We start from the raw sequence: 15,532 nt of genomic DNA on the forward strand, positions 1-15,532 counted from the left end.
GGGCGACCTCGAAGGCGAACAGCGCCGGCTGGGTCATCCCGGTCTCGTTCAACACGCCGTCGGAGTCGGAGAACATCGCCTCACGCACCGACCCCGGCAACAACGCACAAACCTCGTCCAGGGCGTCGGCGAACACCGGGAACGCGGCGGCCAGCTCACGGCCCATGCCCACCCGCTGGCTGCCCTGACCGGCGAACAACATCGCCAACCCGCCACCGGCCACCTCCGGCGTCGCCGTGCCCTCGGCCAGGGCACGCAGCCCGGTCAGTAGCTCGACCCGGTCGGCGCCCACCACCACCGCACGCTGCTCCAGCACCGAACGACCGCTCGCCAACGTCCAAGCGGCATCGGCCACGTCCAGCTCCGGCCGCTCCTCCACCCAGGAGGCGAGCCGGGAAGCCTGCCCCCGCAGCGCCTCGGGGGTCTTGGCCGAGATCAGCCACGGCGTCACCGGCAGCTCGACAACACCGGCCTCGACCTCGGCCTCCACCGGACCCTGCTCGATGATCACATGCGCGTTCGTCCCGCTCACCCCGAAGGATGAGACACCGGCCCGGCGCGGACGGTCATCCACATCCCACGACCGAGGCTCGGTCAGCAGCTCCACCGCGCCCGCCGACCAGTCCACGTACGGCGACGGCGCGTCGACGTGCAGCGTCTGCGGCAGCGTCCCGTGCCGCATCGCCATCACCATCTTGATCACACCGCCGACACCGGCGGCGGCCTGGGTGTGACCGATGTTCGACTTCAGCGACCCCAGCCACAGCGGCCGATCCTCAGGACGGTCCTGGCCGTACGTGGCCAGGATGGCCTGCGCCTCGATCGGGTCACCCAGCCTGGTACCCGTACCGTGCGCCTCCACGGCGTCGACATCCGCCGTCGACAGACCGGCGTTCGCCAGCGCCTGACGGATCACCCGCTGCTGCGAGGGACCGTTCGGCGCCGTCAGCCCGTTGCTCGCACCGTCCTGGTTGACCGCGCTGCCGCGGACCACGGCCAGCACCCGGTGGCCGTTGCGGCGAGCGTCCGACAGCCGCTCGACCAGCAGCATGCCCACGCCCTCGGCCCAGCCGGTGCCGTCGGCCTCCGCGGAGAACGCCTTGCACCGACCGTCCACCGACAGGCCACGCTGGCGGGAGAACTCCACAAAAGTCGCCGGAGTCGCCATCACGGTCGCCCCGCCGGCCAGCGCCAGGTCGCACTCGCCCGACCTCAACGCCTGGACGGCCAGGTGCAGCGCCACCAGCGACGACGAGCACGCGGTGTCGACCGTGACCGCAGGGCCCTCGAACCCGAACGTGTACGACACCCGGCCGGAGGCGATGCTGCCCGAGTTGCCGGTGCCCATCAGGCCTTCCAGCTCACTCGGCACGTCCGAGAGCTGGGGCGCGTAGTCGTGGTACATCACACCCGCGAAGACACCGGTCCGGCTGCCGCGCAGCCCCACCGGATCCAGGCCCGCCCGCTCGACCGCCTCCCACGAGGTCTCCAGCAGCAACCGCTGCTGCGGATCCATCGCGAGCGCCTCACGCGGGCTGATCCCGAAGAAGCCCGCGTCGAACTCGCCGGCGTCGTGCAGGAACCCGCCGGACCGCGAGTACGAGGTGCCCCGGTTGTCGGGGTCGGTGTCGTAGAGCCGCTCCAGATCCCAGCCGCGGTCGCCGGGGAACTCGCCGATCGCGTCGGCACCGGCGTCCACCAGATCCCACAGACCCTCGGGCGAGGACACCCCACCGGGGAACCGGCAGGCCATCCCGACGATCGCGATCGGCTCGCGCGCCGCGTCGGTGAGAGAACGATTCTGCGCGCGCAGCCGTTCTGTCTCCTTCAGCGAGGAACGCAGGGCCTCGATGAGCTTGGTGTCGTTCGCAGTCATGCTCGCCTCGTACTCTTCGCGCTATCGAAAGTGGGACTACGCGCTCGGGATGCTTTCGGTGATCGTCCGCATCACCGCTGGGGCGTGGGAGTTCAGGTAGAAGTGGCCGCCGCGGAAGACCTGCATGTCGAAGGCGCCGCTGGTGTGTTCCTTCCAGCGGATCGCCTCGTCCAGCGAGACATGGGGGTCGTTGTCACCGACCAACGCGATGACGGGCGCGTCGATCTTGATTCCGGGCTGGCATCGGTAGGTCATGATCGCCTTGTAGTCGCCGCGCAGCGAGGGCAGGATCATGCTCACGACCTCGGGGTCGTTCAGCATGCGCAGGTCGGTCCCGCCGAGTCGCCGCACCTCGGCCAGGAGCGCCTGGTCGCCCTCCTTGTGCACCGTCTCGTTGCGCGTGCAGGAGGGCGCGCGCCGGCCCGAGGCGAACAGCACCAGCGGTGAGATGCCATGTGTCAGCAGCCTCCTGGACACCTCGAACGCGACCACGGCGCCCATGCTGTGGCCGAAGAAGGCCATCGGCCGGTCGGCCAGTGGGATGATCTCCTCGACGAGCCGGTCCGCGAGCGTCGCGATGTCGTCGATGCACGGCTCGTGGCGGCGTTCCTGCCTGCCCGGGTACTGGACGGCCAGCACGTCCAGCGAGGAGAGCTGTTTGGCGACGGGGTGGAAATACGAGGCCGAGCCGCCCGCGTGCGGGAAACAGATCAGGCGGGTGGCGAACGGCGGCGCGGCCTGGAACGACCGCAGCCACGTTCCGGTTTCGGTGATCATTTGTACTCCTTCTCCTGGTTCACCGGGAGGACCATGAATTCGGCGCCTCGAAGACTTCCGGCTCATTCCAGGAAGGGAGATGAGCGGAGGCGTCGCCGTCCTGGGGCCGGCTCGCGAAGGTGCGCGACAGGGCCGCCATCACCGCGGCCACCTCTTCCTGGTCGGGCTCACCGCGTACGAACCGGAACATGACGTCGTCGCCGGCCATCACATCGGCAGGTTTCCGTGCTTGCGGTACGGGACCTTCGCGTTCTTCGCGCGGAGCATCGCGAGCGACCGGGCCAGGACCGCCCTGGTCTCGGCCGGGTCGATCACGTCGTCCACCAGGCCGCGCTCCGCGGCGTAGTAGGCGTGCATGAGCTCCTGCCGGTACTCCTTGATCATCTCGGCGCGCATCATCTCGGGGTCGTCGGCCGCGGCGATCTCCTTGCGGAACACGACGTTCGCCGCGCCCTCGGCGCCCATGACGGCGATCTCGTTCGTCGGCCAGGCGAAGGACAGGTCCGCACCGATGGAACGGGAGTCCATCACGATGTAGGCCCCGCCGTACGCCTTGCGCAGGATGACCTGGATACGGGGAACGGTGGCGTTGCAGTACGCGTACAGCAGCTTCGCCCCGTGCCTGATGATGCCGGCGTGCTCCTGGTCCTTGCCCGGCAGGAAGCCGGGCACGTCGACCAGGGTGACCAGCGGGATGCTGAACGCGTCGCAGAACTGGACGAATCTCGCCGCCTTCTCCGAGGCGTCGATGTCCAGCGCGCCGGCCAGCGAGGAGGGCTGGTTTGCCACGATTCCCACCACGTGGCCGTCGATCCTGGCCAGGGCGCAGATGACGTTGGTCGCCCACAGGGTGTGCACCTCGAAGAAGTCACCGAGATCGACGATCTCCCTGATGACCTCGCGGATGTCGTACGACCTGCTGAGCTCGACGGGCACGATGTCGAGGAGGGCGTCGCAGCGCCGGTCGGCCGGGTCGTCCGTCGGCAGGTCGGGCGGCGCCTCGCGGTTGTTGGCCGGCAGGAGGGACAGCAGGTAGCGGACCTCCTCGAGGCAGTCCACCTCGTTGTCGTAGACGAATCCGGCGGCCCCGGAGAGCGTTCCGTGCACCTGGGCGCCGCCGAGCCCGTCGTGGCTGATCTTCTCGCCGGTCACGGCCTCGACCACGCTCGGGCCGGTGATGTACATCTGCGAGATGCCGTCGACCATGAAGGTGAAGTCGGTGAGCGCCGGCGAGTAGGTGGCGCCACCGGCGCACGGGCCGAGCATCACGCTGATCTGCGGGATGACCCCGGAGGCCCGTACGTTGCGCTGGAAGATCCCGCCGTAGCCGGCCAGAGCGGTCACGCCCTCCTGGATCCTGGCGCCGGCCCCGTCGCTGAGGCTGACGAGCGGCGCGCCCGTCGCCGCCGCGAGGTCCATCAGCTTGTGGATCTTCTGGGCGTGCGCCTCACCGAGCGAGCCGCCGAAGATCCGGAAGTCGTGGGCGTAGGCGAAAACGGTGCGTCCGTGTACGGTGCCCCACCCGGTCACGACGCCATCGGTGTACGGTCGCCTGTTCTCCATGCCGAAGCCGCTCGCCCGGTGCCTGCGCAGCTGCTCGATCTCGGTGAAGCTACCGGGATCGAAGAGCAGTTCCAGCCGTTCGTCGACGGTGAGCTTGCCCTTGGCTCGCTGCTGCTCCGTGGCCGACTGAACATCACCGCCGCGTGCCTGATCCTTGAGCATCCCGAGTTCGGCGACCCTCTCCCGCAGCGAGAGAGGTGTTTCCAGGCCGCGTTCTGTGGTAAGAGTCACGTTGCGTATATCCTCTCGGCCAATAAGCAGGGATATTCGACAATGCGCCATTCATTTCGTGAACGGATGCCCCGCCTCATTCACGCCTCATTCCAGCCCATGAGACAGCGGCGTAGCTACCGGGGCTCGCCCCTAAAGATCGGGCCGGTATTCCCCTACGAAGTCCCCTACACCGGCCGGTGGGGTAAGGGGCCGGTGCCCGGCGGCGGGCGGCACGGGGTGCCGTGAGCGGGGTGAACCCCTGCCGCCGATCCGGTGCGACCGCGCGGCCGAACTCGTCGCCGGCCGCGACCCGGGTGCGGCGCCACAGCCGTGATGCGGTCACCTGGGTGTTTCGCGCGGCACCGTCCGCGACGACGCGTGCTCGGAAGAGGTCCGCGCCGGCTGCCCGCGCGGATGGGGGCGGATGGAAACCGGAGGCCACCGGGCTCGCGCCGCGCACGGCCCCGCCCGTTTAGTGGATCCTAGGGGTTACTCGGCTTCTCCGATCCGGCAAATAATGGTGCCGCTTGGCCGTATACGAGCGTGTGCTCCATGCGAGCCCTACAGCACGTTGGGAGAAACCGTTGGACTTTGGCCTTTTCTATTTCGCTGACGAGGCAAGGGCAGGAACCGATCAGTACCGGCTGTTGCTGGAAGGGGCCCGATTCGCCGACACCCACGGTTTCTCCGCGGTGTGGACGCCGGAACGGCACTTCCATGAGTTCGGTGGCCGCTACCCCAACCCCGCCGTCACCGGCGCGGCCATCGCGGCCGTGACGGAGCACGTCGCGATCCGCGCCGGAAGCGTCGTGGCCCCGCTGCACCATCCGGCACGCATCGCCGAGGAATGGGCGGTCGTGGACAACCTGTCCGGCGGCCGCGCCGGCATCGCCTTCGCGACCGGCTGGCACCTGGACGACTTCGCGCTCCGGCCGGAGAACTACGGCAACCGCAGGCAGGTGACGACCGAGACGGTCGACACCGTGCGGCGCCTGTGGCGCCAGGAGTCGGTGGAGGTGAACGACGGCGCCGGCGAGCCGGTCAAGCTCCGGACCCATCCGGCTCCGATCCAGCCGGAACTGCCGACGTGGCTCACCAGCTCGGGCAACCCCCAGACGTTCCGCCAGGCGGGCGAGCTCGGCGTCGGCATCCTCACGCACCTGCTCGGCCAGAGCCTGGACGAGCTGGCGCACAAGGTCGCCGACTACCGCGAGCACTTCGCCAGGAACCACGGCGGCACCGGCCATGTCGTGCTGATGCTGCACACCTTCCTCGGCGAGGACCGGGCCCGCGTGCGCGAGGTGGTCCACCAGCCGTTCACCGACTACCTGCGCAGCTCGATCGGGCTGGTCATGAAGGCGGCCGAGGAGCTGATTCCCGGTCTGGACCCGGAATCGATGGACTCCGAGGACATCGAGTTCCTCCTCGAGATCTCCTTCGACCGCTACTTCGACACCGGTGGCCTCTTCGGCACCGTCGACGACGGCATGACCCTGCTGCACTCCCTCGAGAAGATCGGCGTCGACGAGATCGGCTGTCTCGTCGACTTCGTCCCCGACACGGACACCGTGCTCGACAGCCTCAACCATCTCGACCGGCTCAAGCGGACGTGGGAAGCGCGGTGAGTGATGATCGATAGCCTGAGAATGCGGCGCGTGCTCGGCCAGTACCCGACCGGGGTGGTGGTGATCGCCGCGATGTCGGACGGCGAGCCGTGCGGTTTCACGGTCAACTCCTTCACCTCGGTCTCCCTCGACCCGCCGATCGTGGCCTTCTGCGCCGCTCACACCTCGACCACGTGGCCGCGGATCAGGGCCGTGGGCGCCTTCACCATCAGCCTGTTGAGCGTCGAGCAGGCGGGGGTGTGCCGATCGTTCGCGACCAGGGGCGCCGACCGGTTCGCCGGCATCGGCTGGTCCACGAAGGAGAGCGGCCATCTGGCGATCGACGGCGCGCTGGCGTGGATCGACTGCGTCCTGGAGACGAGCCACCTGGTGGGAGACCACGAGTTGATCCTCGCCAGGGTGACCTCACTGGCCACGAACGACGGCGACGGGGAGCCGCTGGTCTTCCATCAGGGACAGCTGCACCGGGTGTGCGCCGACGCCCTGACCACGCCCTGCCGGACCCTCCAGACGGTCTCGTGACCCCTACCCCGCACAAAGCCCAGGCCCATATCCGGACCTGGGCTTTTGCCGTGCGGCCCGCCCCCTGCCCGCGTCCTTGACACGATGAGCACCCCGCAGGCGCCGGGGGCTCAGGCAGGGCGGCGTCGGATACGACGCGCGCTTCCTCTGCGCCGCGAGCGGCGGCGCCGACCGCCTTCCCCGCGCGATGCTCCGGTCCCTCCCGGACGTCGGCGCGATCGCCTCGGCCACATCGATCCTGTACGGTCGCGACCGGGGTCGGGCGACATTCTGAGAGGAACACGGAGGGCGGCCCATGGGCTGGGAACTACCCCTGGACGACATCGCGAACTACTTACCGAACCTGTACACACCAGAAGATCTCCACGAGTTCTGGCAGAAGACTCTGGACGAGGCCGCCGGCCACCCGTTGAACGTGACGGCGGAGCCGGTCGAGGACACCCCCCTGCGGTCCGTGGCCGTCTACGACGTCACCTTCGCGGGGTTCGGCGGCCAGCCGATCCGCGCGTGGTATCTCGTGCCGAAGGACGCCGACGGCACCCGGGCGACCGTCATCGAGTACATCGGCTACGGAGGCGGCCGCGGCCTCCCCCACGAGTGGCTCTACTGGTCCGCGGTCGGCCATCCGCACCTGGTCATGGACACCCGCGGTCAGGGCAGCGCCTGGCGTACGGGAGACACCCCCGACACGGGCACCTCGGGGAGTCCGCGCGTCCCGGGGTTCCTGACCGACGGGCTGCCGGACCGCGACTCCTACTACTATCGCCGTCTCTTCACCGACGCGGTCCGCGCGGTGGACGCGGCCGCGCTGCTTCCCTTCGCCGATCGGGAGCGGCTCGTGACGACCGGAACCAGCCAGGGTGGCGCGCTGGCACTCGCCGCCGCGGCCCTGCACCCGACGGTCACGGGCACGATGCCCAACGTCCCCTTTCTCTGCGACATCCGACGTTCGGCTCATCTCGCCACGCAGGGCCCCTACGCCGAGCTGGTGAAGTGGTGCCGCACCCACCGCGCCGAGGCCGACGCGGCCCTGACCATGACCGCGTACTTCGACCTCGCGGTCCTCGCGCCCCGTGCGAGCTGCCCGGCACTGTTCAGCGTGGCGTTGCGTGACGAGACCTGTCCGCCTTCGGGGGGCTACGCGGCCTTCAACCGTTACGGCGGCCGGAAAAAGATGATCGCCTACGAGTGGAACGACCACGAGGGAGGCGAGGCCTTCCTGCAGCGCGAACAGGCCGAGTGGCTCTCACGGCTCTTCTGACCCCGAGCCCCGCCGGGGAAGGCGTGCGGGCGTTCCGTGGTCCGGACCCGTGCGGGAACGGGAAGATCGTCGGTCGACGAGGAGATCTTGAAGTACCGCGCCTGCCGGTACCGGCTTTCGACGGCCGGTTGCGGGGAGGGAACGCGTTTTCGAGCCGGCCGCGACGTACGATCGGTCAATGACCGAAATGACCGAAACCACGCCCGGCTGGCTCGCTCCCGAGGAACTGGAGTCGGCCCGCGCGCGGATGCCGATTCTCTACATCGACGCCGTACCGGTGCGGGTCGACGAGACGGGAGTGGTCACGCGTGTCGGCCTGCTGCTGCGCATCGGGGCGGACGGAGCGGTCAGCCGCGCCCTCGTCTCCGGCCGCGTGCTTCACCATGAGCGCGTCCGTGACGCGCTCATGCGCCACCTGGAGAAGGATCTCGGCTCGACGGCGTTGCCCCGCGTCCCGGCCTCCCCGCAGCCGTTCACCATCGCCGAGTACTTCCCGACCCAGGGCGTCACCCCCTACCACGATCCCCGGCAGCACGCGGTCTCCCTCGCCTACGTCGTCCCGGTCGCGGGTGACTGCCGCCCCCGGCAGGACGCCCTCGACCTTGTCTGGTTCACCCCCGAGGAGGCCTCGTCCCCGCTGGTGCAGCAGGAGATGCTCGGCGGGCAGGGCGTCCTGCTGAAGCAGGCCCTCGCCCACGTCGGCTGCCTTTCCTGACCGGTCGCTCCCGTCCCTGCGCGGCCGCCCTCCCGCGCGGGCGCCCCTCGAGTGGTCGGTGCCGTCCGACCCGACCTCGGGGCGGAACGCCCTCGGGACCGGTGAACGGCCTGACGATCACGACGGTTCGCCCAGCCGGTCGGTGACGATCAGCTCCACGACCCGGTGGGGCTGCTCCCGCCTGACGGCGTGGAGGTTGGGGCCGTCACGGACGGACACCAGGTAGCAGCCGGAGCGTGGGCCTATGGTCACCGTGGCGGCGCGCCGCCCCTGAGCGATCACGGCCAGTTCGGGCGGACGCCGGTCCGTCCGCGAGCGCAGGCCGGCCCGTCCGGGCCAGGCGGGAGCCCCCGGGCGGGCGGCGAAGAACCCCAGGCTCATCGTGTGGTGGCGGTGGGCGCGGATTCCCCGCTCGATCAGCAGTCGCTGCACGACCGCCAGCGCCCTGTCGTGGCGTTCCGCCGTCGCCTCGTCGACCATCCCCCGGGACTCAGCCCGCACCACACGCCGTGTCACCCATCCTCCAAGGTCGGACTCACCGGATCCGGACGGCGAGGGTCGCGGTTCTCACCATCGCGACGACCTTATGAAGAATCGCCACCACCAGTGTTCACGATTTCCCGTGAACAAAACGCCGGATAAGACTAGAAGGCCATTCGACTTTCCAGGCCGCGCAGCTGTTCGGGAACGGTCCGGTAATAGGTTCCCAACTGCCTGACGGCCTCTCTGGCCGTGGGGTGGAATCGCGCCATCTGTGGGGCGATTCGCTCGGCGTTGAGCACTCGTCTGAGCGCTTTGTCGTGTTCTTTGAGTAACAGGTGCGTCCTGGACATGTCGATTTCGTGATGCGCCCTGCGTTCGGCGTAGAGCCTGGAGGACGGCGTGAACCCCGAGTCGAGGCGAATCGCCGTGTCGTGGTCACCGAGTTCGGTCGCCACCGCGCATCCGTGGATCACCGCGTTGACGGGATTCACCTGCAGCCCGTACGGGTCGCGTCTCGGCCGCGCGTCGAGCCGCGCCGCCGCCTCCGCCGCGAGGCCGTGGTGCTCCCAGGCGTCCGCTCCGTGCCCCATCCGCGCGGCGGAGACGGCGGCGCGCAGGTGGAGGGAGCCGTAGACCTGCAGCCCCGCCGTCTCCGACCGGTCCACCTCACCCGCCGCCCGCTTCACCATGGTCAACGCGATGTCACCGGACCCCAGTGTGAGCAGCAACAACGCGCGCGACAGGGAGACCAAATGCCGCAGGTGCGGGTCGTCGGCGCGCGGCGCGGCGATCGCGGCCCGCTCGATGGCGACCTGCGCCAGGTCGCTGTAGCCCAGACGCCGGGTCAGGGACACCGCTATGGCGTACGCGTGGTTCAGCAGGCGCCACGCCCTCGGAGCGTCCGACTCGACCGCGTGGACCGTCAGCTCCTCGATGCTCGCGGGCAGGCGGGCACCGAGGCGGACGTGCGCGGCGGCCCCCTGTAGTTTCTGGAGTTTGACCAGCTCCGCGGCGAGCTCGTCGAGCGACCTGGGAGGAACCTCCAGCTCGGGGGAGATGTCGGCGTAGGCCAGAGCCCGCCTGATGGGGGGCATCGCCGCGTGCATCGCCTCGGTGCGCCTGTCCACCCCCCTGTCCGGCCCTCCGGGGGGCCGGCCGACGATCTCGGCGGCGTCGACCGTGCACGCTCTCGCCACGGCCGCGACAAGCGATGGGGTGGCCCGCTTGTGACCCGCCTCCACCTGCGCGATCAAGCTACGAGAAACATTCGCTTTCGCCGCGAGACCGATTTGGGTGAGCCCTCTGCGTTTACGCGCCCTGGCGATTCGACGACCGGTGGATTCGCTCTCACCATCCGGATCGGGATCCCATTCCTGCCCTGTCATCCCGGCACCTCCCCGCGCTCGCGCGACATCTCCACGATAACGGCCCACCGGCTCCGCCGAGATGAACATTCCCGCTGAGCGGTTCCCTTTCCGGCGTGAAATCACCCGCCGGTCTTTTTCACAGGAAAACGATCATCGGATTGCCCGGGTTCCGCCGGATCGATCTTCCGGGGGGGCGCCGAGCGCGCGGGACCCGGGCCGGTGGGGACGGCCGCTGCGGTGACGGCCCCGCTTCCACGGCCCTCCCGAGGTTTCGCGCCACAGCTCGTGAAATCCGGGGAGCGCGGCGGACCCGTGGTGCGCGGCGGGTCCGTGCGGTGCGGAGTGGGAGACCGTCACCGATCTGAGCTGGTTCGGCTGCTCACTGAGCTCCATATATGGCCTGTGGCAGAATGTGATGAATGCGGTTTCATGCTGACCTGCACATTCACTCGAAATACGCCCGGGCCTGCAGCAGAGACAGTGATCTGGAACATCTGACATGGTGGGCGCGGCGCAAGGGCGTCGCGCTGATGGGCACCGGTGATTTCACACATCCGGTGTGGTTCGAGCAGCTGCGAGAGAACCTCGTACCGGCGGAGCCGGGGTTGTTCCGATTGCGCGAGGAACGCGCTCCGGACGTCCTCGGTCCGCCGCCCGCCGGGGTGGCCTCCGACCAGGTGCGGTTCATGCTGTCCACCGAGGTCTCCACGGTCTACCGGCGCGGCGAGCGCACCCGCAAGATCCACCACCTGGTCTACATGCCGGGCTTCGACGAGGCCGCGGCGTTCAACGCGAGGCTCGAACGGATCGGCAACCTGAGCGCGGACGGGCGGCCCGTCCTCGGCATGGACTCGCGCGCCCTGCTGGAGATCACCCTGAGCAGCGGCGACGGCGCCTACCTGGTGCCCGCCCACGTCTGGACGCCGTGGTTCGGCGTCTTCGGCTCGAAGTCCGGGTTCGACACGATCGAGGAGTGCTACGGCGAGCTCTCCGAACACATCTTCGCGCTGGAGACCGGGCTGTCCAGCGACCCGGCCATGAACTGGCGGGTCTCCGCCCTCGACCGCTACCGGCTGGTCAGCCACTCCGACGCCCACTCGCCGCCCATGCTCGGCCGCGAGACCACGGTGTTCGAGACCGACCTCGACTACTTCGCCGTCCTGCGAGCGCTCCAGACCGGGGCCGGGTACGCGGGAACGACCGAGTTCTTCCCCGAGGAGGGCAAGTACCACGTCGACGGGCACCGCAAGTGCGACATCCGGATGGAGCCCGAGGAGACGCGCGGGCGCGACGGGATCTGCCCCGTGTGCGGGAAGCCGCTCACGGTGGGCGTGCTGAACCGGGTCCAGGAACTGGCCGACCGGCCCGACGGTTTCCGGCCGGAGGGCGTCGCGGGCTTCCGCAACCTCGTACCGCTGCCGGAGATCGTGGGCGAGATCCTCGACGTGGGGTCGAAGAGCAAGAAGGTCCTCAAGGAGGTCGACAGGCTCACCGCCGCCCTGGGGCCCGAGCTGGGCATTCTGGAGGACGTACCGGTCGACGACATCGCGGCCCACTCACCGCCGCTCGCGGAGGCCGTCGGGCGGCTGCGCCGCGGCGAGGTGATCCGGGAACCCGGGTACGACGGCACGTACGGCGTGATCAGGCTCTTCGAGCCGGGCGAGCTGGAGCGGGCGGACGAGGCCGCCGCCCCAACGCTTTTCTAGGCTTCCGTACCGCCTCCCGGCGCCCCGCTCACCGGAGCGCGCTCATCCTGGCGAGAGTGGCGGCGAAAAAGGACCGCGGGGCCTGCGCGGCCACCACGAACGCGTCCGCCGCGGTGTCCACGTCGGTGAGACGGGGCATCAGGGCGACGCTCAACCCGGCCTCCCCCAGCCTCCGCAGCTGGATCTCGCCGGCGGTCGGTTCCGACATCGGGACGCCGAGCAGGAGAGCGGGGTCGGGGGCGCGCAGCCCGAGCAGCCAGAACCCGCCGTCCGTCGCCGGGCCGAACACCGCGTCGTAGGCACTGAGCAGGGACAGCGCATAGACCAGCATGTCCGGGGTGACCTGCGGGGTGTCCATGCCGATGAGCACGACCGGCCCGCACAGGAGCCGGTGGGCGTCGTCGAGGGCCGCGGCGAGCCGCTCGTCCGGCCCGTTCCCGCGCTGCGGCAGCACCGTGAACCCGTGCGGGAGCCAGGGTCCCGGGGCGCCGTCGAGCGCGAGCACGCGCCGGGCGACCGGGACGCGGGCGACCGCGCGCAGCGTGTCCTCGAGGGCGGCGGCGGCCAGTGCCGCGGCCTCATGCGCGGTGAAGGGCGGGATCAGCCCGATCTTGGCCTTCCCTGCCACCGGCTCTCCGGCGATCACCACGACCTGCCCCCTGGGCAGCCCGCCCTGGGACGGTACGCGCCGCGATGGCTCACCCCAGGCTCTCTGGTTCCGGGACGCCTCGCCACGGAGTGTTTCGTCCCGGGAACCATGGAGTATTTCGTCCCGGGAGAGTTCGGCCCGGGTGTACGGAAACGGGCCGGTGCCGTACCGCCCGTTCCCCGCGCCGCTCATGCGTCCGCTCGATCGGCCATGACCCGGCGCGTCAGAGCCGCCCGCTCGTCCGGGCGGGGCGACACCACGTCGATCTCCATTGTTCGACGCTAAGACCGCCGGACGAGCTCACCCTTGAGGGACGGCGGCGTGCTGCCAAGAAATGACCAGTTCAGACCCATGGTCAGAGAATGATCGGAAATTCGGGCGGCCGGGTGCCGGCGGCCCCCCGGCCGGCCCTCCCTCACATGGCCTGCGTCAACTCCTACATGGTCTGCGTGAACGTCCGGGAACTGCTCTCACTGCTGAGGTAGCTCTGGTAGCCCGGCCCCCACGTCCAGGTCTCCGTACGATCGCCCTTCCTGACGGTCACCGCCCCGAAGAGCGAGCACTCGCCCGGCACGGCGGGCCGGGGCGGGATGAGGGCGGCGGACGCGATCGGCGCGGTGAGCGCCACCGTGAGGGCGGCGAGGGCGGCGGTGGTGATACAGCGGGCAACGGACATGGGTTCTCCCATGACGTGCGGATGTTTCCACGGAGATATCGCCTTATTTCCGGAAAGACGAACCACATCGACCATCAAGACTCACACCGAGCCACATTCGGCACGACTATCCCTTTTATCCACTTATGTCCTCGCCGACACTCGGCGGCGAGAAGCCCTCCGGCTCACCCGGCGTCACGTCTGATCCCCGCGAAGAGCCGCTCGGCGGTGGCCCCGTCCCACGCGAGACGGTTCGGATCCTCGGGGTGCGGACGGGTGGGAACCGTGGAGAACGTCACCGAGCCGGGCTCGAACTTCGCCATGCCCCGCGCGATGGCGTACATCGTCCCCAGGTCGAGCCCGGCGTCGGTCCTGATCGACTTCTTCACCTCGGCGAGGAAGGCGGAGAGCGTCGTGGGCTCGTCCAGCAGACCGCTCGCCTTCATGACCAGCGCGTTCATGAACCGGTGCTGGCGCTTGATCCGCTCCAGGTCGGTCCCGTCGCCGAAGTTGCGGAGCCGCACGTAACCCAGCGCCTGCTCGCCGTTGAGCATGTGCCTACCCGCGGGCAGCCGCAGCTTCGCCTTGCGATCGTCCACCGGCCGCGGCAGCGTGACCTCCACCCCGCCGAGCGCGTCGACCATGCCCTTGAACCCGGAGAAATGGATCTCCACCGCGTGGTCGACGTGGATTCCCGTGGTCGACTCGACCGTCTTCCACGCGCAGGACAGCCCGCCCGCGTGGAACGCCGAGTTGATCATGTCGGTTCTGGCCGGAAGCGCCGACCCGCCCGGGGACTCGCAGGCGGGGATGCGGACGATCGAGTCCCTGGGGATGTTGACGACCCGGGTCTTCCGCCGGAGCCACGGCCGGGCGTCGGCGTAGGCCAGGTCGTAGTGGCTCCGGCGGGCGAAGGCGACCAGGAACGTCTCGCCGACGAGATCTTCGGCGATCTCCGGGCCCAGCCGCCGGGAGACGTACCGGTAGAGCATCCCGGAGTAGCGGTCGAACAGCGCCGCGAACGCCTCCGGGTGGGTCCGCGACTCGTCGATGAGGTCGCAGTCGCGAGTCTGGGCGGTGAGTGGCGCGGTCATCGCGGGCACCATGGCATGAAGGCCGGCCTTCCCGTCGGAAAAGTGATCAGCGATGTATCGCCATGACCCCCCGACCGGGTTCACGGTCCGCGAGACGGCCTGCCCGCGGACCGCGCCGGCTTCACCGGACCCGGCCTCGCCGGGCCGACCGGTCTCCGTCAACCGGCCTGCCTCAACCGGTCCGCGTCAGCCGGACCCCGTCTCGCCGTCGCCGATCGAGCGCAGGACGGCGTCGGGGACGACGAGGTCGGCGCGGGAACGGGTGGTGGCGATGAGGTCGGCGTTGCGCTGGTCGGTTCCCAGCGCCCAGGCCACCGCCGCGTCGGGGTCCTTGCCGAAGCGCTCGTGCCGGGAGACGAGACGGCGCACGCGCTCGTCCGGGTCGAGGTCGCAGTACCAGACCTCGTGCAGCCAGGACCGCACGCGCACCCAGTCGCCCTGGTCGAGCAGCAGGTAGTTTCCCTCGGTGACGACGAGCCGGGCGGCCCGCGGGACCGGGATGCTGCCGGCGATCGGCTGCTCCAGGTCGCGCTCGAAGGCCGGCGCGTAGATCGGATCGTCCTCGTCCTCGCGCAGGCGGCGCAGGAGGGCCGCGTATCCGGCGGCGTCGAAGGTGTCCGGGGCCCCCTTGCGGTCGCGGCGCCCGAGCCGGTCGAGCTCGACGTCGGCGAGATGGAAGCCGTCCATCGGCACGTACGCCACCCACTCCCGCTCCGGCAGCCCGTCGGGAGGCGCCGGCCGCAGCAGGCGGACCAGGTGTTCGGCGAGGGTGGTCTTGCCCGCCCCCGGACCTCCGGTGACGCCGAGCAGCGCGCGGTGCCCCTCCCGTACGAGGGAACGCGCCCGGACCACCAGGTCGTCGAGGGATGTCATCGGGGCAGACCGCCCCGAACCGGGACAGCCGAGGTGGTCGTCATCTGAAAGAACGTAGCCGAGCCACCCGCCGACATCCAGCGCGGCCTGTACGCATCGACGGCGTGGTGCAACATTTCCGGGTTCTTCGGCGTCTAGGCCATGACGAGGAAG

At 69.8% G+C, this 15,532-nt stretch carries 15 protein-coding genes; 5 read left to right on the forward strand and 10 right to left on the reverse strand.

Features of this window, described 5'->3' with window-relative positions:
• The 4 genes from ACTOQ3_RS29260 to ACTOQ3_RS29275 form a co-directional block, all read right to left on the reverse strand.
• Nucleotides 1-1,876: type I polyketide synthase (locus ACTOQ3_RS29260; RefSeq protein ID WP_440086646.1), on the reverse strand; the 1,876-nt coding region annotated here is incomplete at its 3' end.
• A gap of 36 nt (nt 1,877-1,912) precedes the next feature.
• Nucleotides 1,913-2,653 (reverse strand): thioesterase II family protein, encoded by a 741-nt coding sequence (locus tag ACTOQ3_RS29265; RefSeq protein ID WP_440086648.1) that lies wholly within the window; start codon nt 2,651-2,653, stop codon nt 1,913-1,915.
• 19 nt (nt 2,654-2,672) lie between these two features.
• The gene (locus ACTOQ3_RS29270) at nt 2,673-2,861 is read right to left on the reverse strand and encodes an acyl-CoA carboxylase subunit epsilon (protein ID WP_440086649.1); all 189 of its coding nucleotides are present in this window, start codon (nt 2,859-2,861) and stop codon (nt 2,673-2,675) included.
• Complete coding sequence (locus ACTOQ3_RS29275) at nt 2,861-4,378, reverse strand: acyl-CoA carboxylase subunit beta (RefSeq protein ID WP_440086830.1); 1,518 nt, start codon at nt 4,376-4,378, stop codon at nt 2,861-2,863. The genes ACTOQ3_RS29270 and ACTOQ3_RS29275 overlap by 1 nt, the downstream gene beginning before the upstream one ends.
• A 635-nt stretch (nt 4,379-5,013) precedes the next feature.
• On the opposite strand from ACTOQ3_RS29275, the gene ACTOQ3_RS29280 reads away from it, so the two are divergent.
• The 4 genes from ACTOQ3_RS29280 to ACTOQ3_RS29295 all read left to right on the forward strand — a co-directional run bounded on the left by ACTOQ3_RS29280 (nt 5,014) and on the right by ACTOQ3_RS29295 (nt 8,552).
• The gene (locus tag ACTOQ3_RS29280) at nt 5,014-6,054 is read left to right on the forward strand and encodes an LLM class flavin-dependent oxidoreductase (RefSeq protein WP_440086651.1); all 1,041 of its coding nucleotides are present in this window, start codon (nt 5,014-5,016) and stop codon (nt 6,052-6,054) included.
• A gap of 3 nt (nt 6,055-6,057) precedes the next feature.
• Nucleotides 6,058-6,576: a flavin reductase family protein gene (locus tag ACTOQ3_RS29285; RefSeq protein ID WP_440086652.1), complete on the forward strand. Its 519-nt coding sequence runs from the start codon at nt 6,058-6,060 to the stop codon at nt 6,574-6,576.
• Between the two features lie 295 nt (nt 6,577-6,871).
• Complete coding sequence (locus ACTOQ3_RS29290) at nt 6,872-7,837, forward strand: acetylxylan esterase (protein WP_440086654.1); 966 nt, start codon at nt 6,872-6,874, stop codon at nt 7,835-7,837.
• Nucleotides 7,838-8,015: 178 nt separating this feature from the next.
• Nucleotides 8,016-8,552: an NUDIX hydrolase family protein gene (locus ACTOQ3_RS29295; RefSeq protein WP_440086655.1), complete on the forward strand. Its 537-nt coding sequence runs from the start codon at nt 8,016-8,018 to the stop codon at nt 8,550-8,552.
• A gap of 117 nt (nt 8,553-8,669) precedes the next feature.
• Here ACTOQ3_RS29295 and ACTOQ3_RS29300 read toward each other — a convergent pair whose 3' ends face one another.
• Together ACTOQ3_RS29300 and ACTOQ3_RS29305 are read right to left on the reverse strand one after the other, a co-directional pair.
• A complete protein-coding gene (locus ACTOQ3_RS29300) occupies nt 8,670-9,068 on the reverse strand; it encodes a hypothetical protein (protein ID WP_440086656.1) in 399 nt (132 codons plus the stop codon).
• A 128-nt stretch (nt 9,069-9,196) separates the two neighbouring features.
• Complete coding sequence (locus tag ACTOQ3_RS29305; protein WP_440086658.1) at nt 9,197-10,420, reverse strand: helix-turn-helix domain-containing protein; 1,224 nt, start codon at nt 10,418-10,420, stop codon at nt 9,197-9,199.
• 401 nt (nt 10,421-10,821) lie between these two features.
• Here ACTOQ3_RS29305 and ACTOQ3_RS29310 point away from each other — a divergent pair, with 401 nt between their 5' ends.
• Nucleotides 10,822-12,108 (forward strand): endonuclease Q family protein, encoded by a 1,287-nt coding sequence (locus ACTOQ3_RS29310; RefSeq protein WP_440086660.1) that lies wholly within the window; start codon nt 10,822-10,824, stop codon nt 12,106-12,108.
• Nucleotides 12,109-12,136: 28 nt separating this feature from the next.
• Here ACTOQ3_RS29310 and ACTOQ3_RS29315 read toward each other — a convergent pair whose 3' ends face one another.
• The 4 genes from ACTOQ3_RS29315 to ACTOQ3_RS29330 all read right to left on the reverse strand — a co-directional run bounded on the left by ACTOQ3_RS29315 (nt 12,137) and on the right by ACTOQ3_RS29330 (nt 15,379).
• Nucleotides 12,137-12,757: a TIGR04282 family arsenosugar biosynthesis glycosyltransferase gene (locus ACTOQ3_RS29315; RefSeq protein ID WP_440086661.1), complete on the reverse strand. Its 621-nt coding sequence runs from the start codon at nt 12,755-12,757 to the stop codon at nt 12,137-12,139.
• A 436-nt stretch (nt 12,758-13,193) separates the two neighbouring features.
• Complete coding sequence (locus ACTOQ3_RS29320; protein WP_440086663.1) at nt 13,194-13,433, reverse strand: hypothetical protein; 240 nt, start codon at nt 13,431-13,433, stop codon at nt 13,194-13,196.
• Between the two features lie 164 nt (nt 13,434-13,597).
• A complete protein-coding gene (locus ACTOQ3_RS29325; RefSeq protein WP_440086664.1) occupies nt 13,598-14,506 on the reverse strand; it encodes an LCP family glycopolymer transferase in 909 nt (302 codons plus the stop codon).
• A gap of 186 nt (nt 14,507-14,692) precedes the next feature.
• Nucleotides 14,693-15,379 carry a nucleoside/nucleotide kinase family protein gene (locus ACTOQ3_RS29330; RefSeq protein ID WP_440086666.1) on the reverse strand — a complete coding sequence of 229 codons (687 nt, stop codon included), beginning with the start codon at nt 15,377-15,379 and terminating at the stop codon, nt 14,693-14,695.
• Between the last annotated feature and the right edge of the window lie 153 nt (nt 15,380-15,532).

It is taken from the genome of Streptosporangium sp. LJ11 (assembly GCF_051918945.1).
Taxonomy (GTDB): domain Bacteria; phylum Actinomycetota; class Actinomycetes; order Streptosporangiales; family Streptosporangiaceae; genus Streptosporangium.

Coding starts and splice junctions, on each gene's coding strand:
- ACTOQ3_RS29265 (WP_440086648.1), bottom strand. CDS start 2,653: ATGATCACCGAAACCGGAACGTGGCTGCGGTCGTTCCAGGCCGCGCCG.
- ACTOQ3_RS29270 (WP_440086649.1), bottom strand. CDS start 2,861: ATGGCCGGCGACGACGTCATGTTCCGGTTCGTACGCGGTGAGCCCGAC.
- ACTOQ3_RS29275 (WP_440086830.1), bottom strand. CDS start 4,378: ATGCTCAAGGATCAGGCACGCGGCGGTGATGTTCAGTCGGCCACGGAG.
- ACTOQ3_RS29285 (WP_440086652.1), top strand. CDS start 6,058: ATGATCGATAGCCTGAGAATGCGGCGCGTGCTCGGCCAGTACCCGACC.
- ACTOQ3_RS29290 (WP_440086654.1), top strand. CDS start 6,872: ATGGGCTGGGAACTACCCCTGGACGACATCGCGAACTACTTACCGAAC.
- ACTOQ3_RS29295 (WP_440086655.1), top strand. CDS start 8,016: ATGACCGAAATGACCGAAACCACGCCCGGCTGGCTCGCTCCCGAGGAA.
- ACTOQ3_RS29305 (WP_440086658.1), bottom strand. CDS start 10,420: ATGACAGGGCAGGAATGGGATCCCGATCCGGATGGTGAGAGCGAATCC.
- ACTOQ3_RS29310 (WP_440086660.1), top strand. CDS start 10,822: ATGCGGTTTCATGCTGACCTGCACATTCACTCGAAATACGCCCGGGCC.
- ACTOQ3_RS29320 (WP_440086663.1), bottom strand. CDS start 13,433: ATGTCCGTTGCCCGCTGTATCACCACCGCCGCCCTCGCCGCCCTCACG.
- ACTOQ3_RS29325 (WP_440086664.1), bottom strand. CDS start 14,506: ATGACCGCGCCACTCACCGCCCAGACTCGCGACTGCGACCTCATCGAC.
- ACTOQ3_RS29330 (WP_440086666.1), bottom strand. CDS start 15,379: ATGACATCCCTCGACGACCTGGTGGTCCGGGCGCGTTCCCTCGTACGG.